Raw genomic sequence first — 18979 nt, 5'->3', positions numbered from 1 at the left:
CCCCACGTTTAATATTCGACAAAAGTCGCCAAAAATCCTCTTTTTGAACAAAAAAATGTTAGGATACTAGACAAACATTAAGAAGGTGTGAAATATGAGAGTTTTACTAATAAAATCAAGGTCTAAAGGTGGTATAAGCTCACATATTCAGCATATTATTACAGGGATGAGAGCTTATAACATTGAGTTTCAAGAGCATGAAGTTACCACTGCTCCTATAAAAATCATAAAGAATTTTGCAATGTTGAGGGATAATATAAAAAAATTCAGTCCTGACATTGTGCATATTCACGGATACAAGGCTTTACTTTTTATAGTTTTTATACCTAGGCATGTAAAAATAGTAGTAACCTTCCATGGTTTTTTAGATAATCTTCCAAGGTTAAAAAGAAAGATCTTTCAATTTTTACTGTCAAAGGTAGTTAATAAAGCTGACAGAATCATCTGTGTATCTAAGAAACTAACTGATCAGAGCAGTGAATCTTTAAAAATAAAAAAAGATAAGGTGACAACTATCCATAATGGTGTTAAGATATCTGAAAGTGAAGGTCTGCACGAAAGTGGGATTAAAACTAGTGGAAATGGAAATGTTATTTTAGGTGCTTGTGGTAGATTAACTGAGGCTAAAGGTTTTGACATATTAATCAAAGCTTTTAATAAAATAAAGGATGCCTTCCCCGTAGAGCTTCATATAATTGGAGATGGGCCAGCATTTAAGAAATTGAAAGATAGTGCACAGGACAAAATATATTTTCTGGGTTTTCAAGATAACCCATTGGAAACCATGTGTAGATTTGATTACTTTGTTCAACCTTCTAGAACTGAAGGATGTGGAACAGCAGTTATAGAAGCAATGAGTATAAATCTGCCAGTCATTATTAGTGACGCTGGAGGTCTTCCAGAGCTTATAGAGGACAATGTACATGGTCTGGTTTTTAAAAAAGGTGATGTGGATGACTTGACCAGATGTCTAACTATGTTATTATCTAATAGAGAATTGTACAAACACCTTGGAGCGGAAAATAAAAAATGGGTAAGTAAGAATTTTAGTATATCAAAAATGTTAATGAAAACATTAAATTTATATGAAGAGATGATGGGGGAAGAAGTTTATGAAGAGATTTTATAGTTTATTTGTGGTTATTTTAATATTAGCTATAACCCTAGGAGGCTTTGTATCAATAGCCCAAGCTCAAGAAGAAGGAGATATACCAAAGACCTTTATTGTTGTTATAGATAGAGTTCTGCCAGGGGAAATGCTAGAACATGGGGGTCCTGCCCTAAAAGAGATACTCAATAATAGTTCGTGGGCAATACTTAGCAATACTACAGCAAGGGGTAAATCTTCTGAAAACCAAGCAATGACTGTGGGATCTGGAAGTAGAGCCTTAGCACCAAACGGTTTTAATTTCTTTAATAAGGGGGAGATTTTAGATGATATAGGGGCCGAAGGTCTTTATAGAACATTCAATAGAAGGCAGATAGATGATGAGGCTGTTTTTAACCCTTATGTACAGAATATGATCTACCATAACAACCAGTTGTACCACACTGTTGAATTAGGGAAATTAGGTTCCCTTTTAGAGGCAAATGGTCTAAATGGTGTTGTACTAGGTAACTCTGATGATTTTGAAATAAAGAGGCATGTAGCAGCGATACTTATGGACTCTGATGGTATAGTTAATTATGGTGTGGTTGATGATAGGATACTAACCCAAAACCCTGACTTTCCAGGAGGGTTTAGTACTGATTATGGGCAAATGGTAGAATATTTGAATGGCTACTTAGACCTAGGTCATGTATTTGCCATAGATACGGGAGACTTACATAGACTAGATGAATATTATCGCTATTATCAGTTGGAGCAATTTGAAGATCTTAGAATAGAAGCTATTAAAGATACCGATGAACTATTTGGTTCAATTCTAAATGTAATGTCTGAAAATGACCAATTATATTTACTAACATTAAATGCTCCTTATTTCATGAGGGAAGAAGGGGAAAATATACCTGTGATTCACCACTACACAAAAGATAATGCGGGTTCCCTACTCACAGCTCCTTCAACAAAAAGACCAGGGGTGGTTACAACACTAGATATAGCGCCATCCATACTTGCCACTTACGGTATAGAATCCACGGAATTATATGGATCAATCATGGGTGTACTAGCTGATGAAGATCATAGTCAAACTATCATAGGTCGCTTAAACCAAATAAATACAGTATTCAATCAACGTCCTTTTACCATAAGGTTCTTTATAGTAATAACTATTATTTTTGTAGTGGCTGCACTGGTGAACACTAAACTCAAGAGCTTACCTCAGTATTTTTTCAGTTATCTTGTGCTAGTTTCTATGGCAGGGCCTTTAGCATTTCTTATAATGCCTGTCTTTGGTCCACTGCCTCTAGTGATTTATCTAGGCTTGTTTTATGTATTGTGTGTGGTTATTATGTTACTTCTAAAGTACACAATCAAAGACCCACTTAACAGGGTAATAATACTAAGTTCAATCACAGTAACATCTGTTTTATTGGATACATTGTTCAATAGTTTCCTACAAAAGCAATCTATACTTGGATACGATGTAATCGCTGGGGCTAGGTTTTACGGAGTAGGAAATGAGTACATGGGTGTTTTAATAGGAGGTTCTATTATAGCCACACTTCCCCTTATGGAAAATGCGAAATTTAAAAAATGGTTGTATGTGTTATATGGGGCAATTATCTTTATTATGATGGCACCATTTTTTGGAACAAACTTCGGTGGAACCTTAGCTCTGTCAGTAACCTTTGGTGTTGCCTTAACAGACGTAAAAAAAGGCAAAGGACTATATAAATACATCCTTGCCTTAGGTGGAATATTTGTTTTAGCTGTAGCTGCAATGTTACTTTTAAATACAATGACGGAAAATCAGACACATATAGGAAGATTATTTGCTGGTGATAATGTAAATCGCATGGAAGAGATTTTGATGGCCATCACTAGAAAACTCTCAATGAACTGGAAACTTGTGCAATTTAGTATTTGGAGTAGAATTTTTGGTGTATTATTAGTAAGTACAATAATTTTAGGATTTTATCCTCCTAAGAAATTCGACTTTATTAAAGAACAGAAGCACTATCGTGGAGTAAAAGCTATTTTAGCAGGCAGTTTGGCAGCACTGTTTTTAAATGACTCAGGGATAGTAGCTGCAGCCACAGCCATGCTATTTTTAGCACTGCCAATACTTTATATGTTTTGTATTGACAACTCAGATTCAACTTCTTCCCAGTTAGAATAAAGCTGGTCTAACAGTTCTTTTGCTTGTTTATATTTTTCAGTAACTTCTAAATTTTTATCATGATCATTAAAAATGTCAGGGGAACAGAGTAACTCTTCATATTCAGTTATGAGTTGCTCTGTTTTTTCTATTTCTTGCTGAATTTCATCTAATTTCTTTTTAAGAGATTTTTCCTTGTTGTTGGAAAGCTTAGGTTTATTAGGTTTAATTTCTGTTTTTAATTCCTCAGCTTTATCTTGCTTTTGTTGCTGTAACTCTTGGAGTTTTTCTATATAATAACCGTAGTTTCCTAAAAATACTGTTGTTAAGCCTTCCTTTAATTCAATGGTTTTGTCAGTGATCTTATTTAGAAAGTATCTGTCGTGGGAAACCACAAGAATAGTACCAGGATACTCTAAAAGGGCATCTTCGAGAACTTCCTTTGAGTCAATATCTAAATGATTTGTAGGTTCATCTAGTATTAAGAAGTTACCTTTGTTAAGTATTAGTTTTGCCAGTGCTAGCCTACTTTGTTCCCCACCACTTAATGAGCTTACCCTTTTGAAAACGTCGTCTTGAGTAAATAAAAATCTTGCTAAATATGACCTGATATTTCCTTGAGTCCACTGGGGTTTCACTTCCCAAATTTCCTCCATTAGATCATTGTTTTCATTTAGATCGTTTCGTTGCTGACTAAAATAACTTACCTGTACATTGTGCCCTAAAAATAATTCGCCTTCTTGTAAGGGCAACAGACCAGCAATTAAATTTAAAAGGGTTGATTTCCCGCAGCCATTTGGGCCCACTAAAGATACCCTCTCACCACGCTCAATAACAAAAGATGAACCTTTTAGTATTTCATCACTGCCATAGCTATATCTCACTTCTTTTGAAGTTACTACAAATCTCCCACTTTGACTTGCCAAATCAAACTCAAAGGTGGCGGATTTGAGTTCTGGTGAAACATCTACCCTCTCAAGTTTTTCCAGTGTTTTTCTTCTGCTTTGGGCAAGCTTAGTTTTCTGGCCAGCAATATTTCTACGAATAAAATCTTCTGTTTTTTCAATGTAGTCTTGTTGTTTTTCATATTCCTTTAGCATCTGTTCTTTGAGTTTTTTCTTTTCCTTAGCATAAAAAGTATAGTTGCCTTGATACACCTTTATTTTGCTATTTTCCAGTTCATATGTTTTGCTAACAACATTGTCTAGGAATTGTCTATCATGGGAAATAACAAAAACCGCTCCATTATAGTCTTTAAGAAATCCTTCTAACCACTGAACACCATCTATATCCAAGTGGTTTGTAGGCTCATCTAAGAACAATAATTCGGGTTTTGATAACAGTAACTTACCTAAAGATATTCTAGATTGTTGTCCACCACTAAAAGTACTTATTTTTTGTGTAAACTGTTCCTGGGAAAATCCTAAACCCCTAAGGACTCCTAAGATATCACTTTTAAATCTATATCCACCAGCTTCCTCAAATTCGTGGGTAAGAACACTATAACGTTCCAACAGCTTTTCTAATTTATCACCCTGTTCAGATGCCATTTCTAACTCTAATTCTCTAATGTTTTCCTCTTTACTAAGAAGGTGACGAAACACTGTAGTTAATTCCTCCACTGGATTGTGGTCAGGATTTAAGTCCTGGGATTGTTTTTGAAGGCCTAGATTAACCTCTTTACCTAGGAAAATTTGACCTTTATCGTAATCTAAGGTACCATTTAAAATATTAAATAAAGTGGTTTTGCCACTTCCATTTACTCCAACTAAAGCAACTTTTTCACCTGCTAGAAGTTGAAGACTAACATCTAGTAGAATTGGAGTGCCACTGTAATACTTATCTATACCATTTGCTTGCATTATAATCATTTTAAATTCCCCCAAGCTAAAAATATATATTATCTTAAAATTACTATAGTTTATATCTTGTATTATGTCAAAAGGAGGAGAAGAAATGAAAGGGAAAATTACTGCTTTTTTATCTGTGTTTAGTTCTTTTTTCGCCTTTGTTTGTTGAATGGGACCAATCATTTTGATATCCCTCGGGGCGAGTGGATTAGCTATGACAATAGGAACAGTACTAACACCCTATAGACCACTTTTTGCAATACTATCAGTGGCTTTTTTAGGTTATTCTTATTATAACTATGAAAAACAGGGAGTTAAGAACAAAAAAACGGAAATATTATTAACGATGGTTACAATAATGGTAATACTATTTATGATAATTCCAGTACTATACCCATATTTTGCATATTAATCAATGGCATACCCACCCTAAAGGGATGGGCTACAACTATTGAGCAGTGGCATACCCACCCTATAAGGGATGGGCTACAAAAAAACTCAGCAGGAGGTCCTTATTATGACTTTACTGAAAATCCAAGGAGATCTCACCGAGGCCAAATTCCTTGAGAGACTAAATAGATTTACCGCCAGGGTCTTCATAGATGGGGAAGAACAACTTGCCCATGTACCCACATCCGGTAGACTCAAAGAACTACTCCTGCCTAACGCAACAGTGTTAATAAGAAGGTGTATACCCAACCCTAAACGCAAAACCTGCTTTGACTTACTTCAAGTGCTGTCCCAAGATGGGGTTTGGGTTTCCTTAGACTCCTTGCAGCCAAATGCTTTTATGGAAAGACTATTAATAGAAAACTCCCTATATGACTTCCGAAATATTCAGAGGATAAAAAGAGAAGTAAAATATAAAAATAGCCGTTTTGATGTATACACAGTTGATGAAGATGGTAAAGAGGGTTTTATAGAAGTAAAATCCGTTACATTAGTGGAAGAAGGAGTTGCAAAATTCCCCGATGCACCATCAACAAGGGGGGCAAAGCATCTTTTAGAACTAATTGAAGCAACTAAAGAAGGATACCAATGCTCTGTTGTCTTTATAGTTCAAAGAAATGATGCCAAACACTTCACTCCAAACAGAGATACAGACCCTCAATTTAGCGAAAATCTAGAAAAGGCAATTGAAAGTGGAGTAAAAGCTTATGCATACACTAGTATAATAAATAGAAGTGGTATCCAGTTACAAAAAAAAATACCAGTAGTACTATAGGAAGGGATTAAATTTGGATAACTTAGTAAACGAATTTTTAGAACAGTTTACCATAGCAGATATCATAGCATATGGAGTTATTGCACTTCGCATTTTACTTATAGTAGCCATAGGGGTATTTATTTCTAAGTTTATTCGAGTAGGACTAAAAAAACTGATACTGAACGAAAAAATCCACCCAGTTCAAGGTAAAACAACCATATCTATCCTTGAATCTACAATTAAATACTTCATATCATTTGTTGCAATCCTCATGATTTTAGTGGTGCTAGAAATAGATATAACACCTATATTAACAAGTGCAGGAATATTAGGATTCGCCATTGGATTTGGTTCTCAAAACCTAGTAAGAGACATAATAAGTGGATTTTTTGTCATTTTTGAGGGGCAATTTCATGTTGGGGACTTTGTGGAGATAAATGGTGGTAAAATACGGGGGACCGTTGAAGAAATAGGGTTAAGGGTAACAAAAATTAGGGAATGGTCAATGAAATTAAATTATATCCCCAATGGTGAGATTAAACTTGTTAATAATTACTCCCGTGGTAAGATGAGACCAATTATTGATGTTACAGTCCCTTATGGGCAAGATGTGAAACACGTATACAAGGTTTTAGAGAGGACTTGTTACATAATAGCAGAAAACTATAAAGAATACCTTGTGGAAGATCCTAAGGTTTTGGGAATAACTGATATCGAACAAAAGGGTATTACATTTACATTGATGGCTGTTACTGATCCAGATAGTTATTGGCTTATGGGAAGAGAAATAAGAAAGCATGTGCTTTTAGAATTTAAGAACTCTGGAGTGGATGTGGCGTATCCACATAGGGTTATTGTAAACTCTAGAGATTCAGAAAATATAGCTGAGGGACTACAATTAAGATAGAGGATAGCTTTTATATAAAGCATCCTCTATTATTTCTTTTTTATTAAAAAATATATTTTGGTCTTGAAGGAATACGATAAATTATATAGAATAAAGATAATAAGTATCTATTTTACATTTTCATAGTCAAACCTTTTGGGGATTTGTCTAATATTTAAGGAAGGGAAGGATAAGTTATGAGACTTGAAATAACCTTCGGTTGTAATAAGGGAAGTATTGTAGATTTTAATTACAACTATAACCTTTCTAAGCTCATATTGGAATCGTTAGTGGGTAGTAGAGGAACACTTAGGTACAAGGGGAAACCCTTTAAACATTATACCTATTCTCAGCTTTATTTTACAGATTACCAGATTATTGACGGTAAAATCGTAAACTTAGGAGAGGATATTCATTGGTATGTCTCTTCGCCGAGTCATTTTTTTATCGACGGGCTTGTGAAAGGATTAACAAGAACAAGCTACTTCAATATTGGTTCGGCTGAGTTAGAATTTAAGAAGGCAAGGCTCCTAGAAGATCCTGAATTTACCGATGAAATGGAGTTCACATGCATGTCACCCATAACAATATCTACAATGGGCAGAGGGGGAAACAGAGATTTTTACTGTCGTATTGAGGAAAAAGCATTTGTAGAAAACATCAGGTATGACCTAGTTCAAAAGTATTACCATTTATACAATTCATTTCCTAAAAATGAAAAACTGGATATAGTTTTTGATGAAAATTATATGGGGAAAAAACAAAGAACTAGTAGGTTGATAGACTACAATGGAATTAAAATACTGGGCTATATGGTTCCCTTTGTAACCAAGGGAAGTCCAGATTTAATCCGTATAGGATATTCAACAGGATTTGGTGATCGTACAAACACAGGATTTGGTATGGTAAAAATATGGCATAGAGAATAAGGAGCAGCTTTATGGGCTGCTTTTTTATTTGGTTTTTCTTAGGGAAAAATGTATAATTATATATAGAATATTATAAGAAGGTGATTTGATGGATTTATTTAGCAAACTGTTTGAGGCCACTGGTAATAACGCTAAGAGGGATTACCCACTGAAGGAATATACTACATTTAAAATAGGTGGTCCTGCAGACTACTTTGTGACCCCTGAGACTGAAGAACAGGTTTTACATGTAATTAATATAGCTAAAGAGAACAGCATTCCATTTTTCATACTGGGTAAGGGCTCCAATATACTAGTTCCAGATGAAGGGTTTAGAGGTCTTGTGATAAATCTTAGTGATAAATTTAATAAAATTGAGTCTTCCCAAGAAAGAATCTATGCTCAGAGTGGTGCTACCCTTACCGATGTAAGTAAAACTGCCCTTGTTCACTCGTTGACTGGACTTGAGTTCGCAATAGGAATCCCAGGCTCTTTAGGTGGCGCTGTTTTTATGAACGCTGGTGCATACGGTGGAGAAATGAAGGACTGTATACACGAGGTAAAATTCATTAGGGACAATAAAATTTTAACAGAACATAGGGAAAATCTTGAATTCGGCTATAGAAAAAGTACATTTCAGAAAAAAAACGATATAGTTATTGGTGCATGGTTGCAATTGAAAAAAGGTAACTATGATGAAATCAAAGCTGTTATGGAAGAATTAACTCAAAAAAGGGAAGAAAAACAACCCCTTGAGATGCCAAGCGCAGGCTCTGTTTTTAAAAGGCCAGAAGGATATTTCGCTGGTAAGCTCATACAAGACAGTGGACTTAGGGGATTTAAAGTGGGAAATGCTGAAGTTTCCACTAAGCACTGTGGTTTTATTGTGAATGCAGGGGGAGCTACCGCTCAAGATGTCAAAGGACTTGTCGAAGAGATACAAAAAAGGGTTAAGGAGAAATTTGGTGTTGAGCTAGAGCGTGAAATAAGATATTTGTAATAAAACAAGACCTTGGCTTAGGCCAGGTCTTGTTTATGTAGCTACTTTACTTAGGCGGCGCTTTTCAATTAAACTTTTAATATAGCGATAAATAAAAGTGATGATGGTAATAAATATAACTGAGGATAATATACCAGCAAAGTCTACCAGTACATCTTGCAGCATTGCCACACGATTTGCACTAAAGAATTGATTTAGCTCATCAAAAACCGCCAGAAGTAAACCCAAAAGCAGTGTCCAAGGATGTGGAGATTTTGTAAAAATCCTGACAGTTCCAAAGAGAAATAGTCCTAAGAAAAAATAAACTGTAAAGTGACCTATTTTTCTGACGATGAAGTTAAAGGCTTTGCTATTACTGCCATAGTCACTTTGGCCATAGAATCTAAAAAATACTTCCACCGCAGGTTTAATTATATTAGAACGATTGCTTAGAGTTTTCTTTAAACCGTCAACGGTATACTTGCTTTCTACCTGTGTTAAAGCCCACTTAGCCCTCGAGGTTGCGTCTATGGGTAATTTAGGTTGTAAACTGAACCAGATAATGATGCCAAGCCAGCTAACTGCCATTATAACTGTAACTATTTTTTTAAACATGTAATCACCCCTTACCAATAGTAAAAAAATAAAGACACAATGATGAGATTATGATATCATAAATTATATAGAAGTCAAACCACAACTTGAACAGGTGGTGCAAAGTGAAAGAATTTATAGAAATATTAGAAAAACTAAAAGGGAAAAAAACTTTAGTCTTATGTCATGATGATGCTGATAATGATGCCATAGGAGCAGGTTTTGCCATGGCAGAACTAACTAAAGGTACTTTAGCTGTACCCCAAAGGATTTCTGAACACGCTCTAGAGCTGATCAATAAATTAGCGGCGAGAGTAGAAGTTAATCCAAACAGCCAAGAGTATGAGTTAGTCATAGTTGTTGATACTGCAGATAGTCAACAACTACCTAATATTGCACTGGACGAATATTTATTAATAGATCATCATCGAAATAACTTACTAGTAGAGAACAGTAAAGCAAACATCTACCATCTTGTGGATTCCACATGTCAGCTTGTATATCATTTATACAAGGAGATGGAAGAGTCTTTAACACCAGCGGTGGCCTTAGCTCTTGCAGCAGGAATTTTAGGAGATACAGTGGGCTTAACTAAGGCATCAAACAAAGCAATAATTGATTTGGGCAACATATTGCAAGATGGAAACATAGGATATAGTACAGTTCTTAACACATTCAAAATTAGTGGTAAAATAGAGAGACTTCAAAAGTTAAAAGCGGCAACCTCAGGAGAAGTTCATGAGTTTTTAGACTGCGTACTTATATATTGTAGGCCAGACAAAAACTTTTTGTTTTATGTGGCAACAATGTTTCTAGAACTTGGTACTGACTTAGCCCTTGTATCTTACCAAGAGGATGGTTGGATACACTTAAGGTTAGTAAAGTCCAATCAGTGCATAACAAACCATAATGTATCGGAAATAGTAAAAAAAGCATCTGAAGGAATGACCGTGGAGAATTTCTGGGGTGACCAATATTTCGCAGGCTTCAAAGGACAAGGGGATTATGACCAGTTAATTAAGAATATCTTCGAGGAAATAAAAAGGGTAAGTGAGCAAAAAGAAGACTAAAAAGGATTGCCAGCTGGCAATCCTTTTTTAAATCCCGTAGTCCTTTTATCTTGAGCTTTCCATGGGAACCATTTTTTTTACCCTATAGATATGTGAATGCATTAATCCAATAATTATAGAATAAGCCGCCATTAAGATTATTTGACCTGGTATCCTTAGAATATAATATTCACCGAAGGTCCTTCCAAACATTACAGCCAAGCCGTAAGATGTAATAATTCCGCATATGAGTTGAGTTAATACAACAGCAGATAGATAGCTATAAGAATTTTTGTTTTTAAATAGGTACAACACATAAAAGGGAATTACACCATATAGAGTCTGTGATATAAAAATAAATGGAGAAAAGGCTCCTTGAGAAGCTAACATTGATCCTAAAAGGTCTGCTCCAGCTCCTACCATAGCCCCTAAAAATGGACCTAGCATAATGCTTCCTATCATAATTGGTATTGGTCCGAAACCCAACCTTAAACCGGGAAGCCCCCCTAAAGGAACAATTATACTAGCCACACGAGTTAATACAATACTTACTGCCATAAGCATTGCCGATATGGCTATACCTTGGGTAGTTATCTTTTGACTTCTTTCCTTTACTTTGGATAAGAAGATGGGAGTAATTACAAGTACTAAAGCTACCTGTAAAATAGATATCCCGTTTTCAGCAATAAAACCTGTTAATCCGTTGAAAAATTGCATAAAAATACCCTCCTTAATTTAGGAAAGGCAGAAATACGCCAACCCACGAAAAAAGAAGGCCCATAGTACACCTTTTTTCCGAAGGTGACAGCGGACGCGACACCACACCGCAGGATTACCTTTCGTCTTAGGGCGACATCCCATCCCTAAGCACTTAACGCGTGGATATCTACTCTGCCAAACTCTATTGTCAATTTTATTATAACACTCCCATCCAAATTGTCCATAGAATCAGTAAGTTAATATAATCACACAATGCCTGGGAAAGCCTAGCCACCCATTGACTAAAGATACCTTGGTAGTTTTATGGTAAATGTTGCTCCTGTAGTGTTTTCATTGTTATACACCTCTATGGTGCCTCCCATTTGTGTTATGATTCCTTTAGCAATTGCTAAGCCTAAACCACTTCCCGACTTTGTTGTTCTTGCTTTTTCCACCTTATAAAATTTATCGAAAATAAAAGGAATCTCACTATTGGGAACACCTAATCCATCATCTACTACAGAAAAATGTATTGAATCCCCCTGTGCGTAACAGGATAAAACAATCTCTTTATTACAAAACTTAAAGGCATTATATACAACATTATTGAGGGCTTGGACTAATCTTGTAGTGTCAACATCAATAATGCATGTATCTATGTTTATAAACTCCTTAGAAATAATAATATCCTGCCAACCAGCCTCTTCCTTTATATCCATATAAAACCCATAAATAAATGATTTAACATCCACCTTTTCTTTAGTCATTTTTAATTGACCGACATCAATTTTCGAGAGCTCAAACAAATCATCAATTAGCCTATTAAGGCTCTCAACCTTACTACTAATAATTGACAGATAATGATTAAACTTTTTCGGATCTGATGCTAACCCATCTTGCAAAGCTTCTACGTAACCCTTAATTGAAGTCATAGGTGTTCTTAAATCATGAGAAATAGAGGCAACCAACTGTTTTTTAGTTTCGTTGGCAACTAACTCTCGATTATGATAATCTTTCAACTTATTTTTCATAGTTTGAAATCCTTGGCACAAAGTACCCAACTCATCATTTGCTGAATAGGTGATATCAAAATCGAAATCATTTTTTGAAATCTTGTCTATGGACATGTATAGTTCCTTCATAGGTTTAGTAACTCTTCTAGAAATAAGGTACACAGAGAAAGTAATATGTGTTAGTAAAGTGATCATACCCACGGCAAAGGTTGAGAGGATGAGCCTTAATAGTTTAGATAAAAACTCTGGAGGAGGAGGATAAGTATATAGGATAATTCCTACATCTTGACCATTTATTGTTACATACTCGCCTCTGGTATATGTCAAGAAATCAGCATTAGGATCTTCCCCATTGCTTTGTAGGCCTGGGACTATATTCTTGTACATATCAATTTTATCAGGAAGTGTAGTGCTAGAAGAATCGTATATTAACTCTCCTTCAGTATCAATAATTCTTAAACCAATGGGTTTATCATCGATTATTTTTTTTAGACCATTGTCAAAACCCCAATAATCTAAAAGGATACTATTCCAATTTCCAGTAATATAAGAATCAATTGCAGAAGTAGTTTCATAGTTTAAGGTGAAGCTACTAGAATCTTCCCTATAAAGATACCTACCATAAAAAAATAAAAATGATGTGGTTATAATTAACGGGATAAAAATCACTGAAAAAAAAGCCAAAATAACTCTATGTTTAAATTTCAATGTAACCATACTAGGCCTCAAACTTATACCCTACACCCCAAACAGTTCGAATAAACTTTGGTTCGGCAGGATTCTTTTCTATTTTTTGTCTCAATCTCTTGATATGTACAGTGACTGTAGTGGCTTCCCCTAGACTATCGTAGCCCCAGATTTGTTCGTATAGCTGATCCCTTGAAAAAACTTGCTTTGGGTTTAAAGCTAAAAATTTCAATAGTTCAAACTCCTTAGTGGGAAGATCAACTTCTTGACCATTTATTAAAACGTTGTACCCTGCTGTATCTATGGACAGTTCACCAAAAACCAACGTTGTATTGGTGCTTTCTTCTGAAGAAACTAAACACCTTCTCAACAAAGCTTTAACCCTAGCCACTAAAACAGATGGACTAAAAGGCTTTGCCAAATAGTCATCAGCACCAAGGCCTAGACCTAGGACAGTATCTATATCTCCGTGTTTTGCGCTTACTATAATAATAGGTAGACATTCATCAGATTTCCTAATTTCTTTACAGATATCTAAACCACTAAGTTTGGGGAGCATAATATCTAAGATAAGCAAATCTGGAATAAAACTCTTAACTTTATTTAACCCCGTTAGTCCATCATATGCAATTTCCACACAATACCCCTCTACCGTTAGATAATCTTTAATTAGTTCAGCAATTTCTTGTTCATCTTCAATAATTAATATTTTTTTACTCAATATAATCACCCCTTGTTACCATTACAAATTTACATACTTAATAAATATTCAACATATAATGGCTTTATCCTTCTATATAAAGGAAGAATTTCAGTCCTAAGTATGTCACAATCACGAAAATAGTAGTAATACATTATCAAAAAAGCTATTATACTTAAAAAGGATGTAAAATGATTCTACTATACAAAAGATGATTTTTATTGTATAATAACTTAAGTTTTTCCTAAATGTTTAATAAAAAAGGGGTGTATAAAATGTTTAAGTTAATAGCTCTTGATATAGATGGAACACTGATTGATAACAACCGTCAGATAACACCCATTACTAAAAAGACCATTAAGATCGCTCTGGCTCAAGGATATTTGGTAACATTAAATACTGGAAGAAGCTTTCATTCTGCTAAGAAATATGCTGACCAGCTTCAGATAAAATTGCCAATCATAACTGCAAATGGAGCAATGATTAGAGATGCAAACACCATGGAGATTCTAAAGTTGACCAATTTTAAAAAGAGTGTATCACAAAAGATTGCAAAACTATTAGATAAGCAAAGAGACATAGTAAGTCAAGGGTATCACTCAGAAGGGATCATAACATCCGGTCTAGGTATATTGGGGTTAGTAAGATTTTCTAATAACAGTGGAGGTTTCTCCATAAGGAAGCTTAAAGAATACTATGAAGAATACAAGCTTTGCAACATAAAAAGAAGACGATCTTTGGTCAAGGGAATAGTAGATACAGAAATACACAAGTTCTTTGTAGCATCAAGGGCAGAAACTAGTAAGCAGCTAGAGGAAATGCTGCAAAAATATGATTGCATAGTTGAATCTCACTATGAAGGTGTAAATGGCTACCTGGAAATTATCCCTAAAGGTGTGTCAAAAGGTGAAGGCCTAAAATATATAGCTAGGCATTGTGGTGTGGATATATCTAAAACCATTGCAATGGGCGATAGTGCAAACGATGTATCTATGTTCAAAGTGGCAGGTTTACCAGTGGCAATGGCAAATGGTACAGAATATGCAAAAAGTCATGCTAAACACATCACTTTTAGTAATAACGATGATGGAGTGGCAGCAGTTGTAAAAGAATTCATGCTAACACCTGTAAAAGACTTCAAGTTTGCCCAAAAAACAGGATCATAAAACAGTGGAGACCATATACATGGTCTCCTCAGACTGATGACAAAGTCATTTTTTAGGAATGTCGTATATTAAACGCTGTACAAAATTCTTTGTCGAGACTTAAGGCTTCTATCTAAACTCCAGAAGGGTACCGCTCCAATTCACCGTCCATGGTTCAGTGGAGCTCTCGAAACGTCCTGTTTCTCGCCCCTTCTTCCGTCGTAGGGGGCCCTCTTGTAGGGCCCTGACAGTATGAAAGCACTAGCGGGCTTTTGAATGTCAGGATGGTACAAGACCATCCCCTACAAAACTTAAGTCTATCTCCTCGAATTAATTGTACTGCTTTTTAATATACACATCTAGGGTCAATGACTTTGTCTTCGGTTTGTCTACAAGCTTTGGAGACCATATACATGGTCTCCTTTTTTATAACTTGTATTTTTGCATTTAACTTTCCAACTAACCAACCAACTAACCAACCAACTGTCCAACTAACCAACTAACTAACTGCTTATTTATTAACAATTCTTAAATTTTGGATAAAAACCTATACCAAGCTAAGGTTATTTGGTATTATTTAACTTGAGTTAGTTGAAGATTGGAGGAAAATAACATGAGCTTTGTTTTAGTTAATGATATTCAGAAAAGCTATAACCGTAAACCAGCAGTTAGTGGTGTAAGCTTTAGTATTAAACCTGGGGAAACATTTGGGCTATTAGGACCAAACGGTGCTGGTAAAACAACTACTATTTCAATGTTAGCCACATTACTAAAACCCGATTCTGGAGATATATTGGTGGGTGACAATTCTGTGGTAACTAATCCTAAAGGAGTAAAGAAACTACTAGGATATGTACCACAAGATATAGCGCTATATACTTCTTTAAGTGCTGAAGAAAATCTTAAATTTTGGGGGAGAATGTACGGTCTAAAAGGCGATAAGCTACAAGAGAGGACAAAAAAAGTTCTGGAGTTAGTAGGCCTTACGGAGCGAGCTAAAGATAAGGTAGATTCCTACTCAGGTGGCATGAAAAGAAGAATAAACATAGCAGTGGGGCTTTTACATGAGCCCAAACTACTACTAATGGATGAGCCTACCGTAGGGGTTGATCCACAATCTAGAAACAAAATACTGGAAACTGTGAAAGATTTAAGTAAGCAAGGAATGACCATAATATATACTAGCCACTATATGGAGGAAGTTGAGTTTTTGTGTGATAAAGTGGCTATCATGGATTCAGGCAGGATCAAAGGGATGGGTACAGTTCAGGAGTTGAAGGAACTTGTAGGTAATAAAGATTTAATTAAAATGGATGTAAGTAAAGAAGTAACTGAAAATGAGAAGAACAGTTTATATGAATTATTTAACTCTTCATTAGAGGTAAAAGAACAGGAAATCTCTATTTTAGTTGAAAATGGTGCTAAGGAAATGACTAATATTTTGGGGAAAATTTCAAACCTAGGTTTAGAAATAACATCTGTGGATATTCAAAAACCAAATCTTGAAAAAGTATTTCTGCATCTTACGGGAAAATCCTTAAGGGATTAGGGGGAACCTACTATGAAAACTCTATTTATTGGTTTGAAGGACATTATTTTAATTCTAAGAGATAGGAAAACACTTTTCACACTTTTAGGTACACCACTAATACTTACATTTGTGCTGGGTACTGCCCTATCACCACTATGGGGTGGAAATGAACAAAATCTAGGATTACTATTGGTTATAAACTCTGATGCCCAAGGACAGTTTTCTAAAATACTTGTGGAAGAGGTATATGGGTCTGAGGAATTCTCCCAAAGATTTGAAGTAGAAATTATAGATGATTTTAAAGAGGGAGAAAAGCTGGTAAACTCAGGGAATGCTATCGCTTTGGTATCAATACCAGAAGATTTTTCTGCAGACTTAATAATGGGACGCCATACGAAGCTCGAAATAATAGGGGATGCGGGTAATACCTTTTTACCCCCTGTAATAATGAATGTTACAGAAATGTTTGTTGAAGAAGTTACAATAAAATTAGTGGCTATAAATTTATCCACACAGTTTATAAGTGGTGACATAAACGAGAAAATTGAAGAAGTAGTTGGTTTATTAGATACTAGGGAACCTTATATTAATTTAATTAAAGATACAAGCTATAGCAATCGTATCGAGGATCCTGCATCTAATACAAACCCCATGGGATACTACTCCGCTGCAATGGCAGTGATGTATTTACTATTTAATGCAAACCTCGGTGGAAAGAGAATACTTCAAGAAAGAGAACAAGGAACACTACAAAGGCTAAGGGTATCCAATATAAACCCATTTGAGTTTATAATGGGTAAGACACTAGGTATTTACTTCTCATCCTTTATTCAGCTTATAGTTTTAATAAACTTCACAAGAATATTCTATAATGTTGACTGGGGAGGGCAGGGGAAGGTATTGGCATTTTCAGCTGTGGTGGTACTGGCCACATCTGGTATAGGCATGTTTATAGCATCATTGTCAGACACTGCCAGTGGAGCAGATGGATTAGGGTCATTAATTATACTTTGTATGTCAGCATTAGGAGGCTCCATGTTCCCCCTTATGGGAATGCCGCCACTTATGCAAATGTTGAGTAAACTAACATTTAACAGATGGGCAATAGACGGCTTTTATCAAATTATGTTTTTTAATACGTCACTTACGTCTTTGTATCAAAATCTTTTAATCCTTGCAAGTATAGGACTAGTTACAATGTCCTTCTCCATATTTAGATTGGCCAAATTGGAGGTGAAATAAATGTCTATACTATATATTGCACTAAACAACCTTCAACTACGCTTTAAGGAAAAAAAGGCTATAGTATGGTTCATAGCCTTGCCATTAGTTTTTACATTGATTACAGGAATGGCAACGTCATCAGGTAGCAGCTCTTCTACTGGTTCAATACCTGTTGCTGTTTTAGATGAAGATGACAGTTTGTACTCTAGATACATTATTGAGGCCATAGAAAATGATGAAGATTTTTATATACAATACAAAGAAAAAGAAGAAGGGGAAAGACTAGTAAGAGAAAATCATGTTGCTGGATTCATTCATATCCCCTCTGGATTTGAAAACGGCATTGATGAAAAGGAAAAAACTGATATATATTATTGGCCAGCTGCTAGGCAGGTATCTCCACTAAAAGTGGAAAAAATCATAGCGAAGTCCATAAGTGAGCTAAATAATAGCTTAGCAGTATCAGGAGTATTGCTGGAAGTTTTTAGTCCAGTTTCAGATTATAATGACTTAGCACAACAGGCCTTAGCCGGATTTGATCATATTCCTGTGGAGGTTAATTTCCGTTGGAGTGATAAGGAACAAGGTGAAACTCTTCTAATACCCACAGGAATGAATCAAAGCTCTCCAGGTATGGCAATAATGTTTACACTAATGACTGTAGTAATGTCAGGAGCGGCCACTATTTTATTACAGAAAGAGAAGGGTACTTTAGCTCGGCTACTAACTACTCCAAATGATAAGTGGACAATTATAGCAGGCAATACAGTGGCTATTTATTTGTTAGGACTGTTACAAATGCTTGCAATGATCATAATAGGTCAACTTTTCCTCGGAGTAAACTGGGGGAATGACATCTTAGCCACATTGCTTTTAACATTTACCTTTGTTTTTGCAGCTACTGGTATAGGGATGACACTGGCAGCAGTAAGCAAAAATGCCAACCAGGTGACTGTGGTAGGCAATATGATTATACTAGTTATATCAATGTTAGGTGGGGCATACTGGCCCATTGATCTGATGTCACCGAAAATGCAGTTTATCTCTAAACTAGTACCCACTAGCTGGGCTATCCGAGGATATACGGATATCATTGTAAGAGGAATGTCCTTAGGTGATGTGTGGCAAAATATATTTGTTCTTACTTTATTTGGATTTTTACTGATAGGGTTTGGTATATATAGATTAAAACTAGAATAATATTAAAGGATGTAGTAAAACATTAAAAAAAGGGGAAAGCTCCC

Annotated in this window: 17 protein-coding genes and 1 riboswitch; of the genes, 12 read left to right on the top strand and 5 right to left on the bottom strand. The window is 35.5% G+C overall.

Annotated features, from left to right (window positions below):
• Positions 1 to 94: 94 nt before the first annotated feature.
• Both HYG86_RS06965 and HYG86_RS06960 read left to right on the top strand, forming a co-directional pair.
• Positions 95 to 1129 (top strand): glycosyltransferase family 4 protein, encoded by a 1035-nt coding sequence (locus HYG86_RS06965; RefSeq protein ID WP_213168317.1) that lies wholly within the window; start codon positions 95 to 97, stop codon positions 1127 to 1129.
• A complete protein-coding gene (locus HYG86_RS06960; RefSeq protein ID WP_213168315.1) occupies positions 1113 to 3284 on the top strand; it encodes a hypothetical protein in 2172 nt (723 codons plus the stop codon). Before HYG86_RS06965 ends, HYG86_RS06960 begins: the two co-directional genes overlap by 17 nt.
• Here HYG86_RS06960 and HYG86_RS06955 read toward each other — a convergent pair.
• Positions 3233 to 5134, bottom strand: coding sequence for an ABC-F family ATP-binding cassette domain-containing protein (locus HYG86_RS06955; protein WP_213168313.1), 1902 nt, complete (start codon positions 5132 to 5134; stop codon positions 3233 to 3235). The two genes, HYG86_RS06960 and HYG86_RS06955, sit on opposite strands and share 52 nt — an antisense overlap.
• A 148-nt stretch (positions 5135 to 5282) precedes the next feature.
• Here HYG86_RS06955 and HYG86_RS06950 point away from each other — a divergent pair, with 148 nt between their 5' ends.
• From HYG86_RS06950 to murB, 5 genes are all read left to right on the top strand, one after another.
• Positions 5283 to 5525, top strand: a complete 243-nt coding sequence (locus tag HYG86_RS06950) for a hypothetical protein (RefSeq protein ID WP_213168311.1) — start codon at positions 5283 to 5285, stop codon at positions 5523 to 5525.
• Between the two features lie 105 nt (positions 5526 to 5630).
• Positions 5631 to 6338 (top strand): DNA/RNA nuclease SfsA, encoded by a 708-nt coding sequence (sfsA, locus tag HYG86_RS06945; RefSeq protein WP_213168308.1) that lies wholly within the window; start codon positions 5631 to 5633, stop codon positions 6336 to 6338.
• Positions 6339 to 6351: 13 nt separating this feature from the next.
• Positions 6352 to 7227 carry a mechanosensitive ion channel family protein gene (locus HYG86_RS06940; protein ID WP_213168307.1) on the top strand — a complete coding sequence of 292 codons (876 nt, stop codon included), beginning with the start codon at positions 6352 to 6354 and terminating at the stop codon, positions 7225 to 7227.
• A 176-nt stretch (positions 7228 to 7403) separates the two neighbouring features.
• A complete protein-coding gene (gene cas6 / locus HYG86_RS06935) occupies positions 7404 to 8135 on the top strand; it encodes a CRISPR-associated endoribonuclease Cas6 (protein WP_213168305.1) in 732 nt (243 codons plus the stop codon).
• 88 nt (positions 8136 to 8223) lie between these two features.
• Positions 8224 to 9114 carry a UDP-N-acetylmuramate dehydrogenase gene (gene murB, locus HYG86_RS06930; RefSeq protein WP_213168303.1) on the top strand — a complete coding sequence of 297 codons (891 nt, stop codon included), beginning with the start codon at positions 8224 to 8226 and terminating at the stop codon, positions 9112 to 9114.
• Between the two features lie 33 nt (positions 9115 to 9147).
• Here the strand turns inward: murB and HYG86_RS06925 are convergent, their stop codons facing one another.
• The gene (locus tag HYG86_RS06925; protein WP_213168301.1) at positions 9148 to 9708 is read right to left on the bottom strand and encodes a VanZ family protein; all 561 of its coding nucleotides are present in this window, start codon (positions 9706 to 9708) and stop codon (positions 9148 to 9150) included.
• 104 nt (positions 9709 to 9812) lie between these two features.
• Here HYG86_RS06925 and HYG86_RS06920 point away from each other — a divergent pair, with 104 nt between their 5' ends.
• Positions 9813 to 10757 carry a DHH family phosphoesterase gene (locus HYG86_RS06920; protein WP_213168299.1) on the top strand — a complete coding sequence of 315 codons (945 nt, stop codon included), beginning with the start codon at positions 9813 to 9815 and terminating at the stop codon, positions 10755 to 10757.
• 45 nt (positions 10758 to 10802) lie between these two features.
• On the opposite strand, the gene HYG86_RS06915 is transcribed toward HYG86_RS06920, so the two are convergent.
• The 3 genes from HYG86_RS06915 to HYG86_RS06905 all read right to left on the bottom strand — a co-directional run bounded on the left by HYG86_RS06915 (position 10803) and on the right by HYG86_RS06905 (position 13856).
• The gene (locus HYG86_RS06915) at positions 10803 to 11453 is read right to left on the bottom strand and encodes a folate family ECF transporter S component (RefSeq protein ID WP_213168297.1); all 651 of its coding nucleotides are present in this window, start codon (positions 11451 to 11453) and stop codon (positions 10803 to 10805) included.
• 86 nt (positions 11454 to 11539) lie between these two features.
• Positions 11540 to 11632: riboswitch (THF riboswitch) on the bottom strand.
• 105 nt (positions 11633 to 11737) lie between these two features.
• The gene (locus HYG86_RS06910) at positions 11738 to 13165 is read right to left on the bottom strand and encodes a sensor histidine kinase (RefSeq protein ID WP_213168295.1); all 1428 of its coding nucleotides are present in this window, start codon (positions 13163 to 13165) and stop codon (positions 11738 to 11740) included.
• A 1-nt stretch (position 13166) separates the two neighbouring features.
• Positions 13167 to 13856 carry a response regulator transcription factor gene (locus HYG86_RS06905; protein WP_425489238.1) on the bottom strand — a complete coding sequence of 230 codons (690 nt, stop codon included), beginning with the start codon at positions 13854 to 13856 and terminating at the stop codon, positions 13167 to 13169.
• A gap of 254 nt (positions 13857 to 14110) precedes the next feature.
• Between HYG86_RS06905 and HYG86_RS06900 the strand changes: the two genes are divergently transcribed.
• The 4 genes from HYG86_RS06900 (at position 14111) to HYG86_RS06885 (ending at position 18935) form a co-directional block, all read left to right on the top strand.
• Positions 14111 to 15001: a Cof-type HAD-IIB family hydrolase gene (locus HYG86_RS06900; protein ID WP_213168293.1), complete on the top strand. Its 891-nt coding sequence runs from the start codon at positions 14111 to 14113 to the stop codon at positions 14999 to 15001.
• 592 nt (positions 15002 to 15593) lie between these two features.
• Positions 15594 to 16529 carry an ABC transporter ATP-binding protein gene (locus HYG86_RS06895; protein ID WP_213168291.1) on the top strand — a complete coding sequence of 312 codons (936 nt, stop codon included), beginning with the start codon at positions 15594 to 15596 and terminating at the stop codon, positions 16527 to 16529.
• A gap of 12 nt (positions 16530 to 16541) precedes the next feature.
• Entirely contained in the window at positions 16542 to 17753 is a 1212-nt protein-coding gene (locus tag HYG86_RS06890) for an ABC transporter permease (protein ID WP_213168289.1), read from the top strand.
• Positions 17754 to 18935 carry an ABC transporter permease gene (locus tag HYG86_RS06885; RefSeq protein ID WP_213168287.1) on the top strand — a complete coding sequence of 394 codons (1182 nt, stop codon included), beginning with the start codon at positions 17754 to 17756 and terminating at the stop codon, positions 18933 to 18935.
• Positions 18936 to 18979: the final 44 nt, after the last annotated feature.

The organism is Alkalicella caledoniensis (genome assembly GCF_014467015.1).
Lineage (GTDB): Bacteria > Bacillota > Proteinivoracia > Proteinivoracales > Proteinivoracaceae > Alkalicella > Alkalicella caledoniensis.
Note: the sequence above shows the minus strand (reverse complement) of the source record. Positions and strands in the feature narration are given on the sequence as shown.

Excerpts from the sequence above, each read along its gene's own strand:
- murB (WP_213168303.1), top strand. The coding sequence starts at position 8,224 with ATGGATTTATTTAGCAAACTGTTTGAGGCCACTGGTAATAACGCTAAG.
- HYG86_RS06895 (WP_213168291.1), top strand. The coding sequence starts at position 15,594 with ATGAGCTTTGTTTTAGTTAATGATATTCAGAAAAGCTATAACCGTAAA.
- cas6 (WP_213168305.1), top strand. The coding sequence starts at position 7,404 with ATGAGACTTGAAATAACCTTCGGTTGTAATAAGGGAAGTATTGTAGAT.
- HYG86_RS06885 (WP_213168287.1), top strand. The coding sequence starts at position 17,754 with ATGTCTATACTATATATTGCACTAAACAACCTTCAACTACGCTTTAAG.
- HYG86_RS06925 (WP_213168301.1), bottom strand. The coding sequence starts at position 9,708 with ATGTTTAAAAAAATAGTTACAGTTATAATGGCAGTTAGCTGGCTTGGC.
- HYG86_RS06965 (WP_213168317.1), top strand. The coding sequence starts at position 95 with ATGAGAGTTTTACTAATAAAATCAAGGTCTAAAGGTGGTATAAGCTCA.
- HYG86_RS06910 (WP_213168295.1), bottom strand. The coding sequence starts at position 13,165 with ATGGTTACATTGAAATTTAAACATAGAGTTATTTTGGCTTTTTTTTCA.
- HYG86_RS06915 (WP_213168297.1), bottom strand. The coding sequence starts at position 11,453 with ATGCAATTTTTCAACGGATTAACAGGTTTTATTGCTGAAAACGGGATA.
- HYG86_RS06900 (WP_213168293.1), top strand. The coding sequence starts at position 14,111 with ATGTTTAAGTTAATAGCTCTTGATATAGATGGAACACTGATTGATAAC.
- HYG86_RS06955 (WP_213168313.1), bottom strand. The coding sequence starts at position 5,134 with ATGATTATAATGCAAGCAAATGGTATAGATAAGTATTACAGTGGCACT.
- HYG86_RS06950 (WP_213168311.1), top strand. The coding sequence starts at position 5,283 with ATGGGACCAATCATTTTGATATCCCTCGGGGCGAGTGGATTAGCTATG.
- HYG86_RS06960 (WP_213168315.1), top strand. The coding sequence starts at position 1,113 with ATGAAGAGATTTTATAGTTTATTTGTGGTTATTTTAATATTAGCTATA.
- sfsA (WP_213168308.1), top strand. The coding sequence starts at position 5,631 with ATGACTTTACTGAAAATCCAAGGAGATCTCACCGAGGCCAAATTCCTT.
- HYG86_RS06890 (WP_213168289.1), top strand. The coding sequence starts at position 16,542 with ATGAAAACTCTATTTATTGGTTTGAAGGACATTATTTTAATTCTAAGA.